The following is a 24,698-nucleotide window of genomic DNA, read 5'->3' on the forward strand; positions in this document are numbered from 1 at the left end:
TCGCTCAAAGCAGTTGCTTCCCTCCAGTCCATACGGCGCTAACCGCTCGCTTCCGCCTTTCAAATAAAAAAACTCCATTCATCCAATAAAAGGACGAATGGAGTGCGCTCGCGGTACCACCTTTTTTCCGGCAAGAAATAACATGCCGGCACTTGATTGAATAACGGAGTCGATCCGTCTTCCACTACTGGGCCCGAGGCCTTTGGCGGAAGAAGCTCAAGGGTGACATTCCAATGGGCTGCCTGGGAAACCTTTCAGCTAGTAAATTTCCCTCTCTGGAAAGCAACGGGCATTGTACTCTTCCCTGTCAGTGCTTTTTTGCTATTAATTTATACTCTATACTACCCAAAAAGATAGCGTGACGTCAATCAGGATGGCCAAAATTTTTACGTTTCAACCCCCTTTTTGGAAAAATGGGCCCACACATTCTGGGCTCTCCCCGCATATAATGATATACCATGCACCGGGAGGGATGTTCAATGAAAAGATTCAACCGTTTTATGTATCCTCCATGGCTGAGGACATGTCGAGCGATAGCCGCGCAATTCTGCATCCCGTTTTGCATTTTCCAGGGAATCAGGACGATTCTTTTGCCGACGACATTCGATGTGCTTTTGCTTGCCGTTCTCATTTTAATTGCTACTGCAATTTATCTAGAAATTATTTAAGGAGCCCTGGTGATTGCCACTCACTGGGCTCCTTCTTTTGCGGCCTGCTGCATGCGGTCGATTTCCGCGAGCCTCATGACCACATATTCGGTATTTTTAAGATGCCAATATTCTTTCAACAGTTTTCTAGAAAACCTGAACTCATTTTTAGGGCCACGCCGGTAAAAATACGCTTCCGCCACCCTTGTGATTTGAAGCGGGTGGGAAAGATAGCTGTAAAACAGCAGCTTTTCATCCGGTTTCAACGGAAAATATTTGAAGTAATGCGTTACCCATTCGACCGCCTCTTCGCTCCTCCGCGGCTGTGTTTCAAGCATACGCGACATGAATGGAAGCAAATCGTGTGTAGGCGAGCCATACCCGGCCTGTTCAAAATTGATGAAATAGCCCTGCCCCGTCTCATTGTATATGAAGTGTTCGGGAGACAATTTTCCATGGATGATGACCATCCGGGCCTTTTCCAGGTCCTTGCTCTCTTCCTTCCATGCTTCAAGCTTCTCCTTCGAAAACCTTAATGCCTGCGAAATTTCACCATAATACAGGCAAAATTGCAGTTCGACAGGTGACATATAGACTTTCTTTTCGCACTGCTCGATGAATCCGTCCAGGAACTCCTGGTTTTTTTCATACTGGGCAATCATTTTATCAAAATGGTCCTGCCGCATTTCCTTCCCGACTTTCACCTCGCGGGCCGACAACGTATGAAGCCTTGCGAGTTCGCGAACCATTTGCAAATTCCGATTGTCCAGCCCTTCCTTTATATCATTCGGAAGCCAGGGCATCAGGTAATACAGCTTTTGGCCTTCAAGGATTCCATATCGCCCGTCCATCGCCGGATAAATCGGTACAATCCGATTGTAGCCCCGCTGGTACAAATCATGGACATGCCGGATAAAACCGATCCCTTCACGGGCATCAATCCATTTCAGGGCAAACGTCCCTTTGTTGCTATAAACCTTCTTGATTCTGCCATAATCCTCCACATAGTAGGGATGAATACTGTATGGCTGCAGGATTTCGGCGAATTCCTTCAGGCGGTTCGTTTCATTCATTGGAATTCAGCTCGCTTTTTGGGGTTTCGAGTCCAATTGAAGCTTGGGATCCAAACAGAAAATATGAGTTTTCGTAGCAGTCTCCATTTTATAAACAAACAGAGAGCGAGTGTGTGCCCGCTCAACTGCTTGTAGTCGTCTATTTTTTTGCCAGGGCGACAGGGATATACAAAACCTGGCCTTCATACACATCCTGGTTCAGGTCAAGCCGGTTGTAGCGGAGAAGATTCTGAATGGACACGGAATACCTGTCGGAAATCCGATCAAGTGTATCGCCCTTCTGGACGATGCAAACTTTAAGCTTTGCCAGCTCCTCCCCCTCATCCTTCCGCGCGAAAAATTCAGTCAGCGACATGCTTTTTTTCTTGCCCTTTTTCTTTTTCACCGGTTCCTGAACCAAGGATGAAGATTCCTCTTGTGCGGTATGCTCCGCCTCGGCTACCGTTTGTTCTTCCACTGTCGCTTCTTGAGCAGTATACTCCTGATCTTGCTGTTCTGTTTGTTCAGGCTGCTGCTGGTGCGCAATAGGCACGGCATTCATATCCAGATGGACGTCTTCGCTTCGGGCCGGATTGAAAGGATGGACTCCATGGAACTGATTCCAATACGATGGGAAAGGGAATGTTGAAAAAGCGGCAGGGTTATCAGCCAAATCTTCCTCGGGGATCCGCCTGGCTTCCGCTTCAAAAATCAAATCTTCCTCAGGGATTTCCTCGGTGTATCCGGCATATTCTTCTTCCTCATCATCCATGTCGTATTCAAAAACCCGGTCCGTGAGCGCGATTTCTTCGGGCTCATCCCCTGCATCCTCTTCCACAAAAGAGCTCTGGCCGTCGTAAATCCCGCTAATGATCAAGTCCGCGGTCAACTTCATGCAGCTTCTTTCCGTAAAAGAATAATCAAACGAGTCCACGATTACATCAATATCATAAATGCTCGCGATTCGGTTTACAGGAATGGTAATGTCAACCGGAAAGCGGTGGGCAAATTCGCAAAGCCCCTCTTCCCTTTGCCCGACTGAATGGACATATCTCAAGCCAGGTGCTCCCTCGGAATCTTCCTCAAGGCCGCCCGATTGGCAAACATATTCCCCTGACAAATCCAGCGCGCCGCGGATGTTGACATACTGGTCATTTTCCTGGATCGTAATATCCGGGCTCAGAGAAATCGATACGAGCTCATCGACTTCCTGTCCTTTCCGAAACCACAAGGATTCCTCCAAAGAAAACCGTAAAGACGATTGTTTCTCCTGGGACAAAGCGACTCCTCCTTTCGTGTCCTTCTAAAAAATCACCATGTCACTTACACTTTATGAGTCCGCGAAAGGCTTTATGATAAAAAATCAGCTTTGAGCAGGGATGTTTGGGCATGTTCTGTTATTTTTAAAAAACCCAGCGTGGCTCTTAACTGGTTTTTGCATGACATCCTTTTTGGATTTAACTGGACAATGTCACTCATTTGGATTTGAGTGACTTCCCTTTCGAATTTTAGCCCGACAATGTCACTCATTTGGATTTGAGTGACTTCCCTTTCGAATTTTACCCCGACAATGTCACTTATTTGGGTTTGAGTGACTTCCTTTTCGAATTTTAGCCAGACGATGTCTCTCATTTGCGTTTGAGTGACTTCCTTTTCGGATTTTAGCCCGACAATGTCTCTCATTTGCGTTTGAGTGACTTCCTTTTCGAATTTTAGCCAGACAATGTCACTCATTTGCGTTTGAGTGACTTCCTTTTCGAATTTTAGCCAGACAATGTCACTCATTTGCGTTTGAGTGACTTCCTTTTCGGATTTTAGCCCGACAATGTCTCTCATTTGCGTTTGAGTGACTTCCTTTTCGAATTTTAGCCAGACAATGTCACTCATTTGCGTTTGAGTGACTTCCTTTTCGAATTTTAGCCAGAAAATGTCACTCATTTTGATTTGAGTGACATCCTTTTCGAATTTTAGCCCGACAACGTCACTCATTTTGGTTTGAGTGACATCCTTTTCGAATTTTAGCCCGACAATGTCACTCATTTGGATTTGAATGACTTCCTATCAGGTTTTCAGCAATTCCTTGTCACTCAAACCTATTTTACTTTCTCCTATCCGGCAAATCTTTGTCGCTCAACAGGATTTGTGCGACACCTCTTCGGCCACCGCTCAAATCTCTATCACTCAAACAGAATTTGCATGATAACCCACCCCGGCTTTTTGCTAATAGCTGTCACTCATAACAACCAACCCCTATCACAACCATCCAAAATCAAGCACAAAAAAACGCATGGAAGCCCATGCGTTCACATCAATTACGGTTTTAATAGACTAGCAATTTTTTCGATGCCGGTATCAATCGCGTACATATACGCGGTCATGTTTGAATAGTCCTTGATTGCTGGGTCGGCACCATATTCAAGCAACAGCTTGACTGTCTCCTCGTTATCTCCCATTGCCGCGTACATGAGGGCTGTCGTGCCTTCTACGGACTCCTGGTAATTCACGTCCGCTCCGGCCGCTTTGAGCAATCTGACCATTTCAGGATTGCCCTTTTCGGCTGCCGTCATAAGCGGCGTCATTGAATAGCCAGTTTCATAGTTCGGGTCGGCCCCTTCATCAAGGAGGAGTTTGACCATCTTCGTATTCCCGGATTTGATGGCCCAATCCATTGCCGTGTAGCTGTTGTAATCCTCGAATTCGAGGTCTGCGCCATCCTTGGCAAGCTTCTCTGCCTTTGCGAGGTCGCCTTCTATGACGACCTGAATGAGCGGCGAATTTTCATCCACGCTCCAAGAATCTTCTTCAGCTTCTGGGAAAGGATCTAGTGAACCAAAAGCACTCAAGCTGGACCAAACCGATGCAACAAATCCACCGAATAGGAGGACAATTACCAAAGCATAGCCAAAGTGCCGAAAGCTTCTTTTTCGAAAAATAACGGAAGATTCTACTCCACCAAAGAATAACTCGATTTCATGGATTCTCTTCGGGAGAGGTGGATGCGTCGACAAAATTTCGCTCAGCCAAACAAAAAAGCCTTTTTCCTGGTTTATTTGATTCATATATTCCTGCTGATTCACACGGTAAAACGTTTTTTTGCCTATCGCCAGCATCGCAAGGCTCGTTTTGGCAGCACTCGGATTGCCGCTATAATAGGCGGCATAACGGTCACACGTGTATTCACAGGCACGCAAATACATTTCCGCAAGTCCCGGAATCCACATTGACGGAAGAATGAACGCCATTTTCCCCAGGTGGTTACGCTTAATATGGGCAAGTTCATGCGCAAGAACAAACGTCAGTTCTTCCTCGCAGCCTTCCTCAATCAAATCAAAAATCTCCGAATAAACAACAACCATACTTTTTCGGAAAAAGCGAGTGGCGAACGCATTCAATGCTCCACCTGACTGCATTACATACACATCCGGCACCTTTTTGAGCCCCATTTTCGCGGATAGCTCTTCCACTTTCGTGTAGACTTCCGGAAACTGCGCAGGCGACAGTTTTACTGCATTCGTCCTGATTTGCCCCATCATAAGGCCATGAAGCAAAAATGAAAAAATAAACAGCCCTATTAGAATGGGCAGGCCAATGATTGTAATCGCCAAAAGGAAATATGAAAGAATGCTAAAGAAGAAGACAATCCAAAAGTAAATCTTTTCTTTCCGGTAGATTAAATTCATCGGCACTTGGACATGCTGGTTCAATTGTTTCTTTGTCCCCTTTAATGTCAGATAAGAGAAATTATAGGTGGTTTTTAAAAAAATGTCACTTGCCTCTTTTTGGTAAAAAGAGCATATGGCACCACATCAACTAGAGTTATCTCTTTAAAATTGGCTTTACCAGGTTATGAAGACACTTTGAAACCAATTCACACCACAATACTGTCTTCATCGAGATTATGAAGACACTTTGGAATCCATTCGCAACTCGAAATTGTCTTCATTGGTCTTATGAAGACAATTTGGAACCCATTCACACCACAAAACTGTCTTCATCGAGGTTATGAAGACACTTTGAAACAAATTCACACCACAAAACTGTCTTCATCGAGGTTATGAAGACACTTTGGAATCCATTCGCAACTTGAAACTGTCTTCATCGAGTTTATGAAGAAAGTTACAAGATCATCCTTACTCCGAAACCGTCTCACTCCAATCCCGCGGCCTACAAAACCCCAAAATAATAAAACCCCCGCCGAAAACATAATCCCGGCAGGGGCAGCAACCATTATTTAAGCTTTGAAAACGCATTTTCAGCGGCTTTGATTGTTTTTTCAATATCTTCATCCGTGTGGGCGGTGGACAGGAACAATCCCTCGAATTGGGATGGCGGAAGGAACACGCCCTGGTCGGCCATTTCACGGTAGTATTGGGCGAAGAATTCAAGATTGGATGTCTTGGCCCTTTCATAGTTAATGACCTCTTCGTTTGTGAAGAAGATGCCAATCATGGAGCCGGCGCGGTTGATTCGGTGCGGGATGCCGTGTTTTACAGCAGCTTCCGTCAAGCCTTTTTCGAGCAAATCGGCTTTCCGGCGGAACTCAACATAATGTTCCGGGGTCAGCTGCACCAAGGTTTCATAGCCCGCAGTCATCGCAAGCGGGTTTCCGGACAGGGTGCCAGCCTGGTAGATCGGTCCGCTTGGCGCGATTTGCTCCATGATTTCCGCGCGGCCGCCGTAAGCGCCAACAGGAAGGCCGCCGCCGATGACCTTGCCAAGGCAGGTTAAATCAGGCGTTACGCCGAAATAACCTTGCGCGCAGTTATAATCGACACGGAAGCCGGTCATGACTTCATCAAAAATCAGTAATGCGCCATATTCGGAAGTGATTTCACGCAATCCTTCCAGGAATCCAGGAACAGGAGGGACAACGCCCATGTTTCCAGCAACCGGCTCGACGATGACGCCGGCAATGTCCTCACCGAACTCTTTGAACGCATAGCGGACGCTATCCATGTCATTATAAGGCACGGTAATCGTGTTTTTGGCAATGCCTTCCGGAACGCCAGGGCTGTCCGGCAAACCGAGTGTCGCGACTCCGGATCCGGCTTTGATTAGCAAGGAATCGCCGTGGCCGTGGTAGCAGCCTTCGAACTTAAGGATTTTATTCCTTCCTGTATAGCCCCTCGCCAGTCGGAGCGCACTCATCGTGGCTTCAGTGCCTGAGGATACCATCCGGATGACTTCAATCGATGGGACACGTTCGATTACAAGCTTCGCCAATTCATTTTCCATCAAGGTTGGCGCGCCGTAGCTTGTACCCAGCTCGGCAACCTTTTTAATCGCTTCAACAACCCTGTCGTTCGTGTGGCCGAGAATCAGCGGGCCCCATGAAAGGACGTAGTCGATGTACTCATTGCCATCGATGTCGTAGATTTTCGACCCTTTCCCGCGGGCCATGAAAATCGGGTCCATATTGACCGATTTGAAGGCGCGCACAGGGCTGTTTACCCCACCTGGCATAAGCGTTTTTGCTTCTTTGAATGCTTCGATTGATTTATCGTATGAGCGCATGGCTTTCCCTCTTTCTTTTTTAGGATAGGCGTTGGCCTTTTAAAACCGTACATAAGCTCTGGCGGAAAAGTGATACTCCTCCGTTTACTTCTGCTCTTTCAGCCAGCGGGCGGCGTCTTTTGCGTGATAGGTGATGATCAAATCGGCGCCCGCGCGCTTCATTCCTGTCAGCATTTCAAGGACGACTGCCTTCTCGTCTATCCAGCCGTTTTGGGCTCCGCCTTTCACCATTGCATACTCGCCGCTGACATTGTAGATGACGACCGGCAGATTGAAGTTGTTTTTCACATCGCGGACAATATCAAGGTATGGAAGGCCTGGCTTGACAATCAAGAAGTCGGCTCCTTCAAGTACATCGGATTCCGCTTCACGCATCGCCTCGAGCCTGTTCGCTGGATCCATCTGGTACGTTTTCCTGTCCCCGAACTGCGGCGTACTGTCAGCAGCATCGCGGAACGGGCCGTAGAATGCGGATGAATATTTGACCGCATAGCTCATGATCGGTACTTCTTCAAAACCAGCCTCATCCAGGCCGGCTCGGATAGCCGCGACAAAACCATCCATCATGTTGGAAGGCGCGATTATATCCGCCCCCGCTTTCGCCTGGCTGACCGCCGTCTGCACCAATAGCTCGAGCGATGGATCGTTTAGGACGCGGTTTCCTTCCACAACGCCGCAGTGGCCATGGCTCGTATATTCGCAAAGGCATGTATCCGCGACAACAATCATCTCTGGATGGCGTTCCTTGATAAACCGGGTCGCTACCTGGACGATTCCGTGGTCGTGGTATGCGCCTGAACCGCATTCATCCTTCGTTGCCGGAACCCCGAACAGGATGACGGACTTAATGCCAAGCGAAACGATGTCATCGATTTCCTCTCCAAGCAAATCCATTGAAAACTGGAATACGCCTGGCATTGAAGGGACCTCGTTCTTGATGTTCTCCCCTTCAATGATGAAAAGAGGGTAAATAAAATCCGTAGCGTGAAGATGTGTTTCCCTTACCAAAGCCCTCATGTTCGCGCTTGTGCGCAAGCGGCGGTGACGTGAAAATTGAAGTTCCATTTTGCTAACCTCCGGACATTTCTGGCAAAAAGCCAAAATTCATTTCTCTATTCCATTTTATCTTGTTTATCAATGCTTTCCAAATAGTCGATGGTGCTGTTGACCATATCTTCCACTGTGTATTGGCCGGGGCTTGCATGGACTACAATTCCGAGTGACTTCAGCCGTTTTTCCGTAACCGGGCCGATGCACGCGACAACACAGCGGTTTGCCAGTTCCTTTAGCTCTTCCTCCCCCACGGCCTCGATGAAGTGGTTGACCGTAGACGGGCTCGTGAACATCAGGATATCAAGCTCCCTTTTAAACAGCATTTCTTTTAGCTTCATTTTGCTTTCTTCAGGCAAGTACGTTTCATAGACGACAATTTCATCCACTGTGTGCCCATGCTTCCTTAGCATGTTTGCAATATGTTCCCTTGCCAGGTTTCCTTTCGGGATGAGGACCCTGCACCCGCTGTTAATATGTGCGAGGAACTCCTCGGCGAATACCTCGGCTACGTATTTGCTTGGAATAAAGTCCGTGTCAAACCCTCTTTCTTTTAAAAAAAGGCCCGTCCTATCCCCGATTGCTGCAATCTTAGGCGGTTTTGCGAAACTTCCTTCCTGACAAAAGGAGAGGAAGGTATCGACGGTCACATTGCTTGTGAATACAATCCAGTCATACGAATCAATATTCGCGAGTATATGTTGCAGGGTTTCGTCCATCCCAACCGGCCTAAAGGAAATAAGAGGGATTTCGACTGGAATCCCTCCATGCTTTTCAATGAGCCGGGAAAACGATTTGGCATGGTCCGCTCCCCTTGGTACAAGCACTTTTTTATTGCTTAGGGGCAGCGGCGGATTCATTCACGGTCCAGCTCCTCTTTAACCCGGTCAATCAATTGCTTGGCGCCTCTTTCAATCAAAAGGTCGGCAGCTTTCTCACCCAGCGCTTCGGGATCGTTGCCTGTAACCGTATCCTTGTAAACTTCCTTTCCATCTGGTGAAGCGACAAGCACATTCAGCGTGATGTCACCATTCTCTTCTGCTGTTGCGAAACCACCGATTGGAACCTGGCAGCCCCCTTCCATTTTTTTCAGGAAGGAGCGCTCGGCCCTGACAGCAAGGGCGGTTTGTTTGCAGGTGAATTTTTCAAAAATAGCGAGCAACTCCTGATCATCCTCACGGCATTCAATCGCCAACGCTCCCTGCCCGATAGCCGGGATGCACAAATCCGCATCAATGAACTCCGTAACGACTTCTTTTGACCAACCGAGGCGGGAGAGGCCTGCGGCGGCTAGGATGATCGCATCGTATTCCCCATTGTTGAGCTTTTCAAGGCGGGTATCGACATTACCGCGAATCCACTTGATTTCAAGGTCCGGCCGGTTCAATAGAAGCTGTGAGCTCCGGCGCAGGCTGCTCGTTCCGACTACCGCACCAGGAGGCAGGTCGGCAAGCTTCACATGCCCTTTTGAAATAAGCGCGTCACGATGGTCCTCACGGAACGGAATGCAGCCGATTGTGAGGCCTTCCGGCAAAACAGCCGGCATATCCTTCATGCTGTGGACAGCCATATCGATCTCTTTATCCATCATCGCCTGTTCAATTTCTTTTACAAAAAGGCCTTTGCCGCCAACTTTTGATAGCGTCACATCAAGGATTCGGTCCCCTTTTGTCACGATTTCCTTCACTTCGAATTCAAAGGAAGGGCCGGCAATTTTTTTCAATTGTTCGATGACCCAATTCGTTTGTGTCAATGCCAATTTACTGCGTCTGGAACCTACTATTATTTTTCTCATAAAAAGCCTGGTAACAAAAAGTGTAACAAACTGTAACTCTTACCTTATAATGCTACCAGGATTCACCTCCTTCATTTGAATTTATTAACCAATAAATCTTGTTAAAACGCCATATTAAGGATAGTCTTGAAAGACCGTATCTTTTCAAGACCTTTCCATCAATGGTTGTCATGTTACATTGATTTCTTTCTGGATATAAAGCCGTGATATAAGCAATATAAGATTCCCCGTTACGTTTTGTATACCTTACAAAATCCCGGTGATAAATACCGTTTGCCGATTTTATTTTCTTGTTTGACCTTTTTTTCATGGGTTTTATGACCCAATCTTTCATCTCACATTGTTCTGGGTTTACCCTTAAATTACAAATTACAATGGAGTCATTTGCATGAGTCTTTTCAATATCCCAATCAATTCGCTTATTTGCTGTATCTCCACCGGTTGTAAGGTTTACTGGGGCTATTTCTTTCAAAGCTTTTTGCAGATAGGTTTTCCCCTGCATTACATGCATTGCATCGCTGAAAGAAATGCTTCTCCCCTTAATCTTTCGATAGAATCTTTGACTGTGGAGCAACTCTTCCCCTGCTATTTTTTCATGACAAGTTGAACAGAGTGTTATTAAATTATGAATGGAATTACTGCCGTTTAAACGCCTTGGTGTAATGTGATGCACTTCCATTCTGGTGTTTGTTGCACCGCAATCTTGACACGTATTTCGGTCCCGAAGAATGGCTGCCTTTCTTATATTTTCATCTAGGCGATTGCTTTGTTGGTATTCCCATCGATATGGTTTATAGCCTTTTTCCAGCGCACGAATATCGATTAAGACATCTTCTAAAAATATTTGATCGATACGCACCCATTTGGTTAGCTGCCTCACTACTCGCAAGATAGAATCTTTCTTCTGTCTGATGCTTGGAGGAATCCCCCCTTCTTTTCTTGAAGAAGAACGATTATCAAACCGAGCTGGACGATACTTTTTGTGTTGTCTCCTGTATCGCCGATGCCCGCGCCTTACTGCCAATTTTTCCTTTACATCTATTCGAAGTTCAATGGTTCCTTTGAATACAGGCTTATTTTCAGTCCCGCATCCTTGTACTAAAGCAATCCCAACTAACTTGGAACCATCGTCAATGCCTAGATGTATGGGTGTTGAATCAATCTCTTCCTCCGGCACTTCCCTTACAAGTTGAATCACCATAGGAAATTTGCATTTCAAAATAGCTTTCTGTTTCCGAATTAAATACCATGCTCGTTTTTCTTTTGTTGGAGATAATTTGCGGCCTTGCGCATCTAGCACAAAACAATGGGTCATTTCTGACCAACCTCCATTACGGGTATTTTCCTCCTTGCCAAAGTCAATGGATAGGACATGCTATTTCGGCGTTTAGTTTCCAAACCCTAGGAAACGGTCTTCCTCATAGCTAACAGAGCAGCAGACTGGTGGACACATCCGCAGGTGTTTCTTTACCTGATTCCACTAACGTAGTTCATCGTGCTATTTCCCTTTCAGGAAACTACACTCACTTAGGCTTGAGAGCACAGAACAGTCTCATCCAAAACGTTTGGGTTTCATTTTAGTATGGTTTGATGCATTTTTTATGGTTCTTCACTAACTGTTCCGAGCTCCTAGTCTACGAATACCAAAAGTGAAATGACGACAATTTTCCAAAAAGGAAGAAGTTAATCAAAACAAATAGGAAGGAAGCGATATTCCATAAAGCCAGCGATTTGCCGGCCATGCTTTTCGCAATCCGTAAATACAAATAAACGCTGTAGGTGGCCAACAGCAGGAAGGAGCCGATGACCTTCATATCGTACCATGGCATGTCAGGCACTTTAATGAACGCCCACTGCAAACCAAGGATCAGGCTTAACAAAAGCATTGGGACGCCAATGACCGCATGCAGGTAGGAAAAATGCTCAAGCCGTGAGAGGTCCGCAATCCGGACAAGCCTTGTCCCCCACTTTTTCCTTTTAAGCAAGTCATACTGGACCAGATACAGCAATGAAAATACAAATGACATTGAAAAAGCCCCGTAAGACAGGATCGCCATCGTAATATGGATCAAGAGGAGCTCCGAAATGAGCTGTTCACCTATGACATGCGACTCATACTGCATTGGTGCGAAGATATGGATCGCCATGACGATGAACCCAAGGATATTCGTGAAAAAAACGATGAAATCCATCTTCAGCAGCCGGTTGATCGCAAGCGACAAAGACACAAGCACCCATGCATAAAAATAAAGCCCTTCCATTATCGTGAGAACCGGGAACCGGCCCGTTTTCACCATATATAAAAATAAAAAAAGCGTCTGCAAAATCCATACAAATGCAAGTAACCAGAAGGCAATACGGTTCGCCTTCCGGTTATGGTGGATAAAATCAAAGAAATATAACAGCACGCTTATGGCATAAACAATAACCGTCAATTCGTGCAGTCGCGTCATATGGATGTCAAACATAGACATTACCTCTCTTATGACTGAAAGGAAGCCTGCGGTGCATGAACCATACCTTTATTGGTTTCGGCTGCTTTCGATTGTGGTTGCTCTTCGACAAGCTCTTTAATATCAAAGATTGTCATAAACAAGTCCAGTGCCTCTTCGGCATCAGGGCGTGCGGCGAGCTCTTTGGCCTGGAGGATCGGATCTTTAAGCAGCTGATTAATTATGCTCTTTGTATGCTTGTTCAATACCTTTTTATCCCTGTCGGAAAGGTTTGGAATCTTGCGTTCAATGCTTGTCATCGTTTCGGCCTGGATCGCAAGTGCTTTTTCCCTTAGCGCCGAGATGACTGGGATGACGCCTAGCATGCCAAGCCACTGTTTGAAATCGACAATTTCCTTTTCAATCATCATCATGATGACGGCGGCCGCTTTTTTGCGTTCCTGGATGTTCGCTTCGACGATGCCTTCAAGGTCGTCGATGTCATATAAAAAGACATTATTCAATTCGGAAATCCTCGGGTCAATGTCGCGGGGCACCGCGATGTCAACCATGAACAGCGGTTTGCCCTTGCGCAGCTTTTCGACCTGTTCCATTGTTTCCTTCGAAATAACGAAATTATCCGAACCGGTTGAACTAATGACAATATCCGCTTCGACAAGCGAGCATTGCAGTTCCGATAGCAGTTTCGCACTGCCTCCGAAACGGCCGGCAAGCTGCTGCGCCTTTTCAAATGTCCGGTTTATAACAGTGACACTGCCAACCCCGTTTCCATGCAGGTTCTGGGCGGCAAGCTCACCCATTTTCCCGGCACCGAAAATCAGGACATGCTTATTTTCAAGCGATCCAAATATTTTTTTTGCAAGTTCGACTGCCGCATAGCTGACGGAAACGGCGTTAGCACCGATATCAGTTTCAGCATGGCCGCGTTTTGCAACTGTAATAGCTTGTTTAAAGAGATGGTTGAATACCGTTCCAGTTGTTTCTTCTTCCTGGGAAAGGAGGAAGCTCGAACGGACTTGGCCAAGTATCTGTGTTTCGCCAAGAATCATCGAGTTGAGGCCGCAAGCGACATTGAACAAGTGTTCAACAGCCCCGTCCCCATCATAAATGAACAGAAACGGCGTAAACTCACTTTGTTCAAGCCCAAACCACTCGGAAAGAAATTCCTTTATATAGTACCTGCCAGTATGAATCTGATCGACGACAGCATAAATCTCAGTGCGGTTGCACGTCGACAGGATGACGTTCTCGAGAATCGCCTTTTTTCCCTTTAGTGTCCTGGCCGCCAACCGAAGTTCATCCTGTTTAAATGTAAGCCGCTCACGGATTTCAACTGGGGCGGTTTTATAATTGAGTCCTACCACTAAAATATGCATCTAGTTAATAACACCCCCAACTTAATCACGTAACTAACTACTCAGATTATATCACGGGCGATTTCTCTGTTTGCCCGAAAAATGTGAACAGAAACCGAAACTCTATGTTATGATAAAGGCGATGGGGCCACAGCCAGCCTTATTTTCTCTACGGCTGAACGTTCAGCCATCACCTTGAAAAATTTATCCATCCTTATGTACATTAGCAAATAAAACGCCATATATCAAGAGAACCTTACTGGAAGCGAGTGTAGGAACGATGAAGAACCAGCAATTATTCCCTGGAATTGTCCTGATCGGTTTCGGGGCATATTTTTTTCTCCAGCAATCGGGAGTTTCCTTCCTTCAAAACTATTATACCTGGCCGACACTGCTCATCATTGTCGGGGTTGCCTTCCTGTGCCAGGGCTATTTTACAAGGGACCATGATGCCATCCTTCCCGGTACGATCCTGGCCGGATTCGGCCTCCATTTTCATGTAGCCGGCAAGGTGCCGTTCTGGCCGGACCATATCGGCTCGTTCATCGCCATTATCGCCCTTGGCTTTTTGCTTCGCTATCAAAAGACGGGAATCGGACTGTTTCAAGGGCTCCTTTTCCTTTTGGTTACCATCCTTCTCCTGTTCACGGATAAAGTAGGGGCCTGGCTCGGTGTCGTCCAGAACAATATGTCGCTCGCCTGGAAATTCTGGCCCATCCTCTTGATCGCAATTGGGGCCTGGTTTGTATTCGCTAGAAGGAAATGATAGTCCGGTTTTGCAGCCGTGGCAAAAGATTAATAGGGTGGCCATCTTTTAAAAAAGGCCTGGCAAAAGGGTTGTTCTCCAATCCTTGCTGCCAGGCCTTTTCCTGTACTATTCTACAATCGAATCAGTCCATATATTCCTGGAAAAGCGCCCACATCTTGTCCTTTCCTTCCCCGGTTTCCGAGGAAAAAAGGACAATCGGGTCATCCTTCTCCACTTCGAGCGTTTCCTTGGTCACCTTCAAATGCTTCTGCCATTTTCCCCTTGGAATTTTATCTGCCTTCGTCGCGATAATGATGCAAGGGATACCGTGGTGCTTCAGGAAATCATACATCATCCGGTCGTCAGAAGTCGGCGGATGGCGCAGGTCCGTAATCAGGACGACCGCCTTCAGCTGCTCGCGTGTCGTGATATACGTCTCGATCATTTTACCCCACGCCTCGCGCTCCTTCTTCGACACCTTCGCGTACCCATAACCAGGCACATCCACAAAAAACAGCTCTTCATTAATAAGGTAGAAATTCAGCGTCTGCGTCTTCCCTGGCTTCGATGATGTCCTCGCCAGGCTCCTCCGGTTCAGCATTTTATTGATAAACGACGACTTGCCGACATTTGAACGGCCGGCAAGCGCGAACTCCGGCAAAGCGGAATCAGGATACTGATCCGGCTTCACCGCGCTTATTACAATTTCCGCGCTTGTTACTTTCATGCTCTTCCCCCATCCGACAGTGCGTGCTTCAGCACCTCATCCACATGGGAAACGAGCACGAATTGCATTTCATTGCGCACACTCTCTGGAATATCATCAATATCTTTTTCATTATCCTTTGGTAAAATCACTTTCGTGAGCCCCGCACGATGGGCGCTTAGCGTCTTCTCTTTCAATCCGCCAATTGGAAGCACCCTTCCCCGCAACGTAATTTCACCGGTCATTCCGACTTCGCGGCGGATTGGCCGCCCTGAAAGCGCCGAAACAAGAGCCGTAGCGATTGTAATCCCCGCAGATGGGCCGTCTTTTGGCACAGCACCCTCCGGTACGTGGATATGGATATCATGCTTTTCATGGAAGTCCGGTTCGATTCCAAGCTCCTCCGCCTTTGAACGGATGTAGCTGAAAGCCGCCTGGGCCGATTCCTTCATCACATCGCCAAGCTTTCCGGTCAAGACAAGCTTTCCTTTCCCCGGAGAAATGGAAACCTCGATTTGCAGAGTGTCACCGCCTACCGTCGTATAGGCGAGTCCTGTCGCGACGCCCACCTGATCCTCAAGCTCGGCCTGGCCGTAGCGGAACTTTGGCTTTCCGAGGAATTCCTCGAGATTCTTTTCCGTGACGACGACCTTCTTTTTCTCGCCGGCAACGATGATTTTCGCCGTTTTCCGGCAAATTGTCGCCATTTGCCGCTCAAGGCTCCGCACGCCTGCTTCCCTGGTGTAATAGCGGACGGTTTTCAGAATTGCGTCTTCCCTAACCTGCAAGGTGCCTTTTGAAAGGCCGTTTTCCTTGATTTGTTTTGGCAGCAAATGGTCCTTTGTAATATGGACCTTTTCGATTTCCGTATAGCCGGCAATCGTGATGATCTCCATCCGGTCACGGAGCGGCCCGGGAATGGTCGCAAGGTTGTTCGCCGTTGCGATGAACATCACCTTTGATAGGTCATAAGGTTCTTCAATATAATGATCGCTGAAATTGTAGTTTTGTTCGGGATCGAGCACCTCAAGCATCGCAGCAGATGGGTCACCGCGGAAATCGCTCGACATCTTATCGATTTCATCAAGGAGGAAAACAGGATTCGTTGTTCCCGCTTTTTTCATCCCTTGAATAATCCTGCCTGGCATCGCGCCGACATATGTCCTTCTGTGGCCGCGGATTTCCGATTCATCACGGACACCGCCGAGCGAGACTCGGATGAAATTGCGGTTCAGTGACCGTGCAATCGACCTCGCCAAACTTGTTTTTCCGACCCCCGGAGGGCCCGCGAGGCAAAGGATCGGACCTTTTAGGGAATTGGTCAGTTTTTGGACAGCTAGATACTCCAGCACCCGTTCCTTTACCTTTTCCAGGCCGTAATGGTCCTCGTTCAGGATTTTTTCAGCTCGGTCGATATCCAGGTCATCGTCTGTTTTCTTCGTCCACGGCAATGCCACAAGCCAATCGATATAATTGCGGATAACAGCGCTTTCCGCCGAGCTTGAAGGGACCTTTTCGTACCGGTCGAGTTCGCGGAACGCAGTTTCCTTGACATTTTCCGGCATGCCGGCAAGCTCGATTTTTTCTGTCAGTTCGGCGATTTCGCCTGTCTTGCCCTCTTTTTCACCCAGTTCCTTTTGGATGGCTTTCATTTGCTCGCGCAAATAATATTCCTTCTGGGTCCGTTCCATCGACCGTTTTACACGCTGGCCAATTTTCTTTTCAAGGTTCAGGACTTCCTTTTCGTTGTGAATGATGTCAACGACCTTGGACATACGTTTCTTTACATCGATGGTTTCAAGGATTTCCTGCTTATCCTTGAGCTTCAGCGGCAAGTGGGAAGAAATAATATCCGCCATCCTCCCAGGCTCTTCGATATCGGCGACAGATGAGTACGTTTCCGCCGAGATTTTTTTCGACATCTTTATGTATTGCTCGAAATAATCCAGCATCGTCCTCATCAAAGCCTGGTCTTCAACATCCTTCGTTTCCTTGTCCTCAAATAGTTTCACAGTCACAGAAAAGTGATCGTCCAAATCCTCGAACGTCACAATTTCCGCCCGGTTAAGCCCTTCCACCAACACACGGATTGTACCGTTTGGGAGCTTGAGCATCTGCTTAACCCTTGTCAGTGTCCCGATCGTATAAAGGTCATCCTCGGATGGCTCATCTATCGAAATATCCTTTTGAGTGGTTAAAAAAATCAGATGGTCATCAACCATCGCTTTTTCGAGTGCCTGAACGGATTTCTCCCGGCCTACATCCAAATGGAGTACCATTGTTGGATAAACCAGCAAACCCCGAAGCGGCAAAAGGGGGACGACTTTTTCATTCGTTTCCGCCATTACCCTTGCACCTCCAAAATGCATTCAATTATCCTAAAGTTAGGATTTGTCTTTGTACAATTCTATCTTATTTGGTAAACCGTGTCTAATATATCGTTACCGCTCCCGTTTGTTGGAAAAGGTCTGCCCATTGCTTAGTATTATTATGACCGGCCCGAAATATGTCCCTTCTTTTCCGAAAAAAGAAACTTCGGCCCTGCAATGCAACCGAAGTTTCTTTTTATGGTTTTCGTGTCTTAATGTTCTGTTGGTTTTTCCTCCTGAACACGCTTTCCCGCGGGGCGTTTAAACCGATTCTTTCTTGGATAGCTGATTGGACGCCGTTATGACGTTACTTTCACCGAGATCCGTAATCATATTGGCAACCCCTTTAGGAGCCCCTGCATTTTTTGGTGCATCTTTGGAGACCGCAATTTCAAGCACTTCGCTTAAATGGCTGACCGGCACAATTTTGATTCCATCAATTTCCTTCAGGATGGATTGCATATTTTCAGCTGGTATGATCGCCGTTTTGGCACCAGCTTTCTTTGCCGCCATCACTTTGGCAAAAACGCCGCCAATCGGCTTTACGTTCCCATGGATGGAGATTTCGCCTGTCATTGCCACCTTGTTATCCACCGGAACCTGATAAATGGCCGAATAAATTCCTGTTGCCATCGAAATACCCGCAGATGGCCCATCAATCGGGATTCCGCCCGGGAAGTTTACGTGGATATCGTATTCATCCGCTGGGACTCCCATTGTTCTCAGAACGGTAATAACATTTTCAATTGAACCGCGCGCCATCGATTTTCTGCGAATGGATTTTCCCTGGCCGCCGATGCTTTCTTCCTCAACGATGCCCGTAATGTTAATTGAACCCTTCTCTTTTGCGGGGATGACAGTCACCTCAATTTCAAGCAGCGCCCCGGAGTTAGGCCCATAAACAGCAAGGCCGTTCACAAGGCCAATCGCTGGAATATCATTGATTTTCCGTTCCATCCTCGGTGTCGCCTGGCTTGAATGGATAACCCATTCAATGTCTTCCTCTTTGATATCTTTCCGGTCTTCCGTTATCGCCAGCCCGGCCGCGGTCTGTACCATATTGACGGCCTCGCGCCCATTGCGCGCGTAATTCGAAAGGATTTCAAGCCCCGTTTCCGGAATGGACATCCCCACTTTATCGGCCGCCTTTTTGGCGACGATACTGATTTCTTCCTGGCTTAGCTCCCGGAAGAAAACTTCCATACAGCGCGACCTGATTGCCGGCGGAATTTCATTCGGCGTCCGGGTAGTTGCCCCAATCAGGCGGAAGTCCGCCGGAAGGCCATTTTTAAAAATATCATGAATGTGGGTTGGGATCGAGCCATTTTCCTCGTTATAGTATGCGCTTTCAAGAAACACCTTCCTGTCCTCAAGCACTTTCAGGAGCTTGTTCATTTGGATAGGGTGAAGCTCGCCAATTTCATCAATAAAAAGTACGCCTCCATGGGCATTCGTAACCGCGCCCTGCTTCGGCTGCGGAATACCGGCCTGGCCCATTGCCCCTGCACCCTGGTAAATCGGGTCATGGACAGATCCAATCAGGGGATCTGCTATACCGCGTTCGTCAAATCTTGCTGTTGTCGCATCCAATTCAACAAAGACGGAGGATGGTTCAAACGGGGATTTTGAATTCTTTTTGGCCTCTTCCAATACTAGTCTTGCCGCAGCCGTCTTTCCGACCCCTGGAGGCCCATAAATGATGACGTGCTGGGGGTTTGGGCCGCACAGCGCAGCCTTGAGAGCCTTGATGCCTTCCTTCTGGCCAACGATGTCGTCAAAGCTTGCCGGCCGAACCTTTTCGGCGAGCGGCTCGGTAAGCGAAATGGCCCTCATCTTCCTGAGCTGTTCCATTTCCTTGCGTGATTCTTTATCGATTGAGACTTTCTGGGTCCGTTGGTTTCGTAATAAATTCCAAAAATACAACCCGATTATAATCCCAAAGAAGAGTTGTATAAATAGGGCGATTCCGGTCCAACTCATCCTTTTCCCTCCTGAAAACGTAGTTCCGCTATTTGATAGTATTTCCGTTGAATGAAATCACTAAACAAAAAATTACAAGAAACTCGTCTTAAGGAATAGGTTAGGGAAGGTAAAAAACCGGTATTGATAACGTTTTTTCCGTAAATAAATAAAGCTGCCCGGATTAGTTTCCAGGCAGCTTGGCTAAGTTTCTATTCGTATCCACTTAGGCGGAATTGCGCTCTTCGTCGATGACGGTGCCATCTTCAAGAATGAGCTTTGGAATGCTGTTATCAGCAACCGTTTCCTTCGTAATGATGCATTTTGTAATATCATCACGGGACGGCAGGTCAAACATGACATCGAGCATGATGCCCTCGATGATGGAACGGAGTCCGCGCGCGCCTGTTTTACGCTCGATTGCCTTTTTGGCAATCTCGACAAGGGCCTCATCCTCGAATTCCAGTTCAACTTCATCAAGCTGAAGCATTTTTTGATACTGCTTCACAAGAGCATTCTTTGGTTTTGTTAAAATCTCAATCAACGCTGACTCATCGAGCTGTTCGAGGCTCGCAATGACCGGAAGTCGGCCGATGAATTCAGGGATAAGCCCGAACTTAAGAAGGTCTTCAGGAAGGACCTTTGAAAGAAGTTCTTTTTGGCTGATTTCCTGCTGTTTCACATCGGATCCAAAACCAATAACCTTTTGGCCAAGGCGGCGTTTAATGATTGGTTCAATTCCGTCAAATGCTCCACCGCAAATGAACAGGATATTGGTCGTGTCGATCTGGATAAACTCCTGATGCGGATGCTTCCTCCCGCCTTGTGGAGGAACGCTTGCTACAGTGCCTTCCAAAATTTTAAGAAGCGCCTGCTGGACGCCTTCACCGGAAACATCCCGTGTAATGGAAGGATTTTCAGATTTGCGGGCAATTTTATCGATTTCATCGATATAAATGATTCCCTTTTCAGCCTTTTCGACATCATAATCCGCGGCCTGGATCAATTTCAGGAGAATGTTCTCAACATCCTCACCAACATACCCCGCTTCAGTAAGAGAAGTCGCATCGGCAATCGCAAACGGCACGTTCAGAATGCGCGCAAGTGTCTGCGCAAGGAGGGTTTTCCCGCTCCCTGTCGGCCCAATCATACAAATATTGCTCTTTGACAGCTCCACATCATCGATTTTGCTGTTGGAGTTGATCCGCTTGTAATGGTTGTATACCGCTACAGACAGAGACTTTTTCGCTTTTTCCTGGCCAATGACATATTCGTCGAGGATTTCGAGGATTTCCTTTGGCTTTGGAACATCCTTAAATTCAACTTCTTCCTCGGTGCCGAGTTCTTCTTCGACGATTTCGGTACATAATTCGATGCATTCGTCACATATATATACACCAGGCCCGGCAACAAGTTTTCTTACCTGATCCTGTGTTTTTCCACAGAAGGAGCACTTTAATTGCCCTTTTTCATCATTAAATTTGAACAAACCTTTCACCCCTCAAAGAACGGATTAACATTATTAAAAGCTGCATCTACCGGCAAGCTTGTATGGAAAGTCCGAGAATTCCAAAAAGCAAAGTAGCGTTATGTATTGCATTGTACCACATTTTGTATGTTGACTGAAACAAATAACTCTCTGCAACCTCGTATTCAATCTCTCCATTTTTATCCAGCTGCCGTGTCTTCCGTAAAAATATGTACTCCTTTAAGCTTATCCAGTTTTCCCGCTGCTTAAGCCGGATATAAAGGACAAAAATGATTTTCTTTTTATGTATATGTTTATTATAGTATGTTTCCGTAAAATTGTATAAAACAAGGCACGAATACTCGCGCCTTGTTTTCTTTTGCGTCATGTCAATTCATGCCTCCACCCCGGGAGGAAGAATAAATATTTTACAGAAACTGCCCAGCAGGTTGTCCAGGTCATTGGCCCGGCAAACAAGCTGGAGCATGATTCTTATCTTTTATTATTCTGACTTGGACACAGTTTTGCTGTTTTCGATAAGGAAATCGACAGCTTTGTTCTTTTGAAGGTCGGATTTGATTCCTTCCGTTCCACCTAGTGCGTTAATGATGTTTTCCACAGTCATGTTGTACATGCCTGCCATTTTTTCAAGCTCGGCATTGATGTCTTCTTCAGTGACTTCAAGCTTTTCGGTTTCCGCAATCGCATCAAGGACAAGGCTTGCACGAACACGTTGCTCAGCATCGCCTTTCATTTGGTCGCGAAGAGCTTCTTCATCCTGGCCTGAGAACTGGAAGTACAGCTCAAGGTTCATGCCTTGCATTTGCAGTCGCTGTTCGAAATCCTGCATCATACGGTCAGTTTCATTGCGGACCATAACTTCAGGGATTTCAACTTCTGCGTTTGCAGCTGCTTTTTCTACTACAGCATCACGGACATGATGCTCTTTCTCGTGGTTCTTGTCATGCTCAAGGCGTTCCTTGATTTTAGCTTTTAGCTCATCAAGGGTTTCAACCTCGTCATCCACATCTTTTGCAAATTCATCATCAAGCTCAGGAAGTTCCTTCGCTTTGATTTCATGGACTGTAACCTTGAATGTTGCAGGCTTTCCAGCAAGCTCAGCCGCATGGTACTCTTCCGGGAAGGAAACTTCAACATCCTTGGATTCGCCAGTGGCAACTCCTACAAGCTGCTCTTCGAAACCAGGGATGAAGGAGCCTGAACCAAGTTCAAGGGAATAGTTTTCAGCTTCTCCGCCTTCGAAGGCTTCGCCATCAACAAATCCTTTGAAATCGATAACGACTGTATCGCCGTTTTCTGCCGTTCCTTCTTCTTTTACAACAAGCTCGGAGTGGCGAGTTTGAAGTGTTTCGATTTCCTTGTTTACATCTTCATCGGTAACGGTCGTGTCGAATTCTTCCACTTCGATGCCTTTATAGTCGCCAAGCTTCACTTCCGGCTTTACTTCAACAGTTGCTTTGAAAATAAAGCTGGATCCTTTTTCAAATTGCTCAACATCGATTTCAGGGCGGTCGATTGGCTCGATGCCAGTTTCGTCGATTGCATTTGTATATGCTTCAGGAAGAAGGTAGTCAATCGCATCCTGGTACAATGCTTCAACACCATACATTTTTTCAAAAATCGGGCGAGGCATTTTCCCTTTACGGAAACCAGGCGCATTCACTTTTGTTACAACCTTTTTAAAAGCGAAGTCCAATGCTTCTTTAACTTTTTCTTCGCCAACTTCTACAGTAAGAACCCCACGGTTCCCTTCTAATTTTTCCCATGTAGCAGACATATTGTTCCCTCCAGCTATCTATTTCCTATTTTATTAATGATAGAATCTTACTTTTTTATGTAAAACATTGTATGCTTACATATTGCAACCATTACATTATAGCACACGATTTTGTTCTTTCAACTCTGGCGCCTAAATTATCGGGTAAGAAATTTCCTCCACTTTTCGAATCCACTGAATCGCTCTCTCTACCTCCTCTTTCTTCACCTTATAAATCATGGCCATTCCTTCAAGATCATGCAAGGACCCAAGGTATGACAAGGCGATGGAATGGAAAGCCGCGGCCCACGCCGATGGGTTCTCCGACTCCAATTCAAATGGATAAGCAGCAAAGTAATAACGCTGAATCAGGCTGAGGACATTCTCGAGCAGGACAGGATCTCGATGTTCAAGCTCCTCGGCAAGGAGTTTCCCCGTTTCAAGCTCCTGGTGCAAACCGTGTAGGGCAGGCATAATTACCGGATTGACTTCCATGGCAAAACCGAACTTTTTCACTTTCATGTCGCTGTCGATATTCTGCTCTCGAAGCACATTGAGAAGAATTGTTTTGAAGAAGGGGTGCCCCTTTTCGTCATTCAGGAATCGGGTAATTTCCGGCAGGAACGGCTGGATGTTCTGCCCAGCCAAAATTCCCGCTATCCTCACTTGTTCCTTCAAATCGTGAATCTTAAAAAAATCAATTTCCCCGGGCCGGATTTGTTCCTCCAGGCTATCTTCCTCGAGGTCTTCGAGTTCGGAATCAGTACTTGGAAGTGGATCATTGTCGGCCAATCTTTTGGAAAATTGCAGGATTGTCATAAAGTGTTCCCGCTTTTCCGCTGGAACCTCCCTTTCATCAAATAACGCCTCAAGAACTTCCGTAATTTCCCGGTATTCATGCAACTGAATCAAGATCGTGATGTACATTTCCACAAGCTGAAAATAATCTCCAGACCCCTCCAGCAGCATTTCCTTGCAAAGCCACTTTGCTTTTCTCAATGCTCCCGCTTCAAAATACGCAAGCACCAAAGCGGCCGCGATATCGCTATTCGATTTGTCCAATTCACGTCCCTGCTCAAGGAGGGCAATCGCTTCATTAAATCGTTTTTCCTGTAAAGCCTCAATTCCTTTTTCTGCAAGCCGCCTTTCTACATCCGGAAAAAAGACAATATTCTCGCGGCCCTTCTTTTTCATAGCAGATCATCCTTAGTAGTTGTTGAAAAAAGTGTAGCACGGTGCCCCGCAAAAAACAATTTGGACGGTAGCACGCTTTTCTGGTGGCGTATGTATCGATTCCGGAAATCATCCTAGTTTGAGTGACTTCTTTTTGGGAATTTGCCCTAACAAAGTCACTCATCTGGATTTGAGTGACTTCCTTTCTGTGTTTTGCCCAAACAATGTCACTCATCTGGATTTGAGTGACTTCCTTACTGTGTTTTGCCCAAATAATGTCACTCATCCTGGTTTGAGTGACTTCCTTTCCGAGTTTTGCACAAACAAAGTCACTCATCTGGATTTGAGTGACTTCCTTTCCGGATTTTAGCCAAACAAAGTCACTCATCTGGGTTTGAGTGACTTCCTATCCGGATTTTGCACAAACAATGTCACTCATCCTGGTTTGAGTGACTTCCTTTGCGGATTTTAGCCAAACAAAGTCACTCATCTGGGTTTGAGTGACTTCCTTTCCGGATTATAGCCACACAAAATCACTCATCTGGATTTGAGTGACATCTTTTCCGGATTTTGCCCAAAAAATGTCACTCACCCGTTTTTGGGTGGCCAGCAAGGCCGATTAATCCGCTGTC

Annotated in this window: 21 protein-coding genes and 1 other annotated feature; of the genes, 2 read left to right on the top strand and 19 right to left on the bottom strand. The window is 46.5% G+C overall.

Going from position 1 to position 24,698, the window contains the following annotated elements; translation table 11 throughout:
- Positions 1-86 precede the first annotated feature (86 nt).
- Positions 87-320, bottom strand: a binding site (T-box leader).
- Between the two features lie 159 nt (positions 321-479).
- Entirely contained in the window at positions 480-668 is a 189-nt protein-coding gene (locus V1499_RS15745) for a hypothetical protein (protein ID WP_409270822.1), read from the top strand.
- Positions 669-688: 20 nt separating this feature from the next.
- Here the strand turns inward: V1499_RS15745 and ysxE are convergent, their stop codons facing one another.
- The 11 genes from ysxE to hemA form a co-directional block, all read right to left on the bottom strand.
- Entirely contained in the window at positions 689-1,720 is a 1,032-nt protein-coding gene (ysxE, locus tag V1499_RS15750; protein WP_409270823.1) for a spore coat protein YsxE, read from the bottom strand.
- Between the two features lie 139 nt (positions 1,721-1,859).
- Entirely contained in the window at positions 1,860-2,978 is a 1,119-nt protein-coding gene (gene spoVID, locus V1499_RS15755; protein ID WP_409270824.1) for a stage VI sporulation protein D, read from the bottom strand.
- A gap of 71 nt (positions 2,979-3,049) precedes the next feature.
- Positions 3,050-3,739 (bottom strand): hypothetical protein, encoded by a 690-nt coding sequence (locus V1499_RS15760; RefSeq protein WP_409270825.1) that lies wholly within the window; start codon positions 3,737-3,739, stop codon positions 3,050-3,052.
- Positions 3,740-4,011: 272 nt separating this feature from the next.
- On the bottom strand, positions 4,012-5,403 hold the full coding sequence (locus V1499_RS15765) for a M48 family metallopeptidase (RefSeq protein WP_409270826.1): 1,392 nt from the start codon (positions 5,401-5,403) through the stop codon (positions 4,012-4,014).
- A gap of 523 nt (positions 5,404-5,926) precedes the next feature.
- The gene (gene hemL / locus V1499_RS15770; protein ID WP_409270827.1) at positions 5,927-7,213 is read right to left on the bottom strand and encodes a glutamate-1-semialdehyde 2,1-aminomutase; all 1,287 of its coding nucleotides are present in this window, start codon (positions 7,211-7,213) and stop codon (positions 5,927-5,929) included.
- Positions 7,214-7,297: 84 nt separating this feature from the next.
- On the bottom strand, positions 7,298-8,278 hold the full coding sequence (hemB, locus tag V1499_RS15775) for a porphobilinogen synthase (RefSeq protein ID WP_409270828.1): 981 nt from the start codon (positions 8,276-8,278) through the stop codon (positions 7,298-7,300).
- Between the two features lie 47 nt (positions 8,279-8,325).
- Complete coding sequence (locus V1499_RS15780) at positions 8,326-9,123, bottom strand: uroporphyrinogen-III synthase (RefSeq protein WP_409270829.1); 798 nt, start codon at positions 9,121-9,123, stop codon at positions 8,326-8,328.
- Positions 9,120-10,058 carry a hydroxymethylbilane synthase gene (gene hemC, locus V1499_RS15785; RefSeq protein WP_409270830.1) on the bottom strand — a complete coding sequence of 313 codons (939 nt, stop codon included), beginning with the start codon at positions 10,056-10,058 and terminating at the stop codon, positions 9,120-9,122. The genes V1499_RS15780 and hemC overlap by 4 nt, the downstream gene beginning before the upstream one ends.
- A gap of 52 nt (positions 10,059-10,110) precedes the next feature.
- Complete coding sequence (gene iscB / locus V1499_RS15790; protein WP_409270831.1) at positions 10,111-11,373, bottom strand: RNA-guided endonuclease IscB; 1,263 nt, start codon at positions 11,371-11,373, stop codon at positions 10,111-10,113.
- Positions 11,374-11,692: 319 nt separating this feature from the next.
- Positions 11,693-12,526 (bottom strand): cytochrome c biogenesis protein CcsA, encoded by an 834-nt coding sequence (gene ccsA, locus V1499_RS15795; protein ID WP_409270832.1) that lies wholly within the window; start codon positions 12,524-12,526, stop codon positions 11,693-11,695.
- A gap of 14 nt (positions 12,527-12,540) precedes the next feature.
- Positions 12,541-13,887 (bottom strand): glutamyl-tRNA reductase, encoded by a 1,347-nt coding sequence (hemA, locus tag V1499_RS15800; protein ID WP_409270833.1) that lies wholly within the window; start codon positions 13,885-13,887, stop codon positions 12,541-12,543.
- A 259-nt stretch (positions 13,888-14,146) separates the two neighbouring features.
- Between hemA and V1499_RS15805 the strand changes: the two genes are divergently transcribed.
- Positions 14,147-14,632 carry a LiaI-LiaF-like domain-containing protein gene (locus tag V1499_RS15805; RefSeq protein WP_409270834.1) on the top strand — a complete coding sequence of 162 codons (486 nt, stop codon included), beginning with the start codon at positions 14,147-14,149 and terminating at the stop codon, positions 14,630-14,632.
- 124 nt (positions 14,633-14,756) lie between these two features.
- Here V1499_RS15805 and yihA read toward each other — a convergent pair whose 3' ends face one another.
- From yihA to V1499_RS15845, 8 genes are all read right to left on the bottom strand, one after another.
- Positions 14,757-15,341, bottom strand: coding sequence for a ribosome biogenesis GTP-binding protein YihA/YsxC (gene yihA, locus V1499_RS15810; RefSeq protein ID WP_409270835.1), 585 nt, complete (start codon positions 15,339-15,341; stop codon positions 14,757-14,759).
- A complete protein-coding gene (lon, locus tag V1499_RS15815; protein WP_409270836.1) occupies positions 15,338-17,665 on the bottom strand; it encodes an endopeptidase La in 2,328 nt (775 codons plus the stop codon). The genes yihA and lon overlap by 4 nt, the downstream gene beginning before the upstream one ends.
- A 285-nt stretch (positions 17,666-17,950) precedes the next feature.
- Positions 17,951-19,669: an ATP-dependent protease LonB gene (gene lonB / locus V1499_RS15820; RefSeq protein ID WP_409270837.1), complete on the bottom strand. Its 1,719-nt coding sequence runs from the start codon at positions 19,667-19,669 to the stop codon at positions 17,951-17,953.
- Positions 19,670-19,874: 205 nt separating this feature from the next.
- Positions 19,875-21,137, bottom strand: a complete 1,263-nt coding sequence (gene clpX / locus V1499_RS15825; RefSeq protein ID WP_409270838.1) for an ATP-dependent protease ATP-binding subunit ClpX — start codon at positions 21,135-21,137, stop codon at positions 19,875-19,877.
- 46 nt (positions 21,138-21,183) lie between these two features.
- Entirely contained in the window at positions 21,184-21,504 is a 321-nt protein-coding gene (locus V1499_RS15830) for a hypothetical protein (RefSeq protein WP_409270839.1), read from the bottom strand.
- Between the two features lie 114 nt (positions 21,505-21,618).
- Complete coding sequence (gene tig, locus V1499_RS15835; protein ID WP_409270840.1) at positions 21,619-22,914, bottom strand: trigger factor; 1,296 nt, start codon at positions 22,912-22,914, stop codon at positions 21,619-21,621.
- Positions 22,915-23,046: 132 nt separating this feature from the next.
- The gene (locus V1499_RS15840) at positions 23,047-24,087 is read right to left on the bottom strand and encodes a tetratricopeptide repeat protein (protein ID WP_409270841.1); all 1,041 of its coding nucleotides are present in this window, start codon (positions 24,085-24,087) and stop codon (positions 23,047-23,049) included.
- Complete coding sequence (locus V1499_RS15845) at positions 24,014-24,454, bottom strand: hypothetical protein (RefSeq protein ID WP_409270842.1); 441 nt, start codon at positions 24,452-24,454, stop codon at positions 24,014-24,016. The genes V1499_RS15840 and V1499_RS15845 overlap by 74 nt, the downstream gene beginning before the upstream one ends.
- Between the last annotated feature and the right edge of the window lie 244 nt (positions 24,455-24,698).

This window comes from Neobacillus oceani (genome assembly GCF_046237595.1).
Lineage (GTDB): Bacteria > Bacillota > Bacilli > Bacillales > Cytobacillaceae > Bacillus_D > Bacillus_D oceani.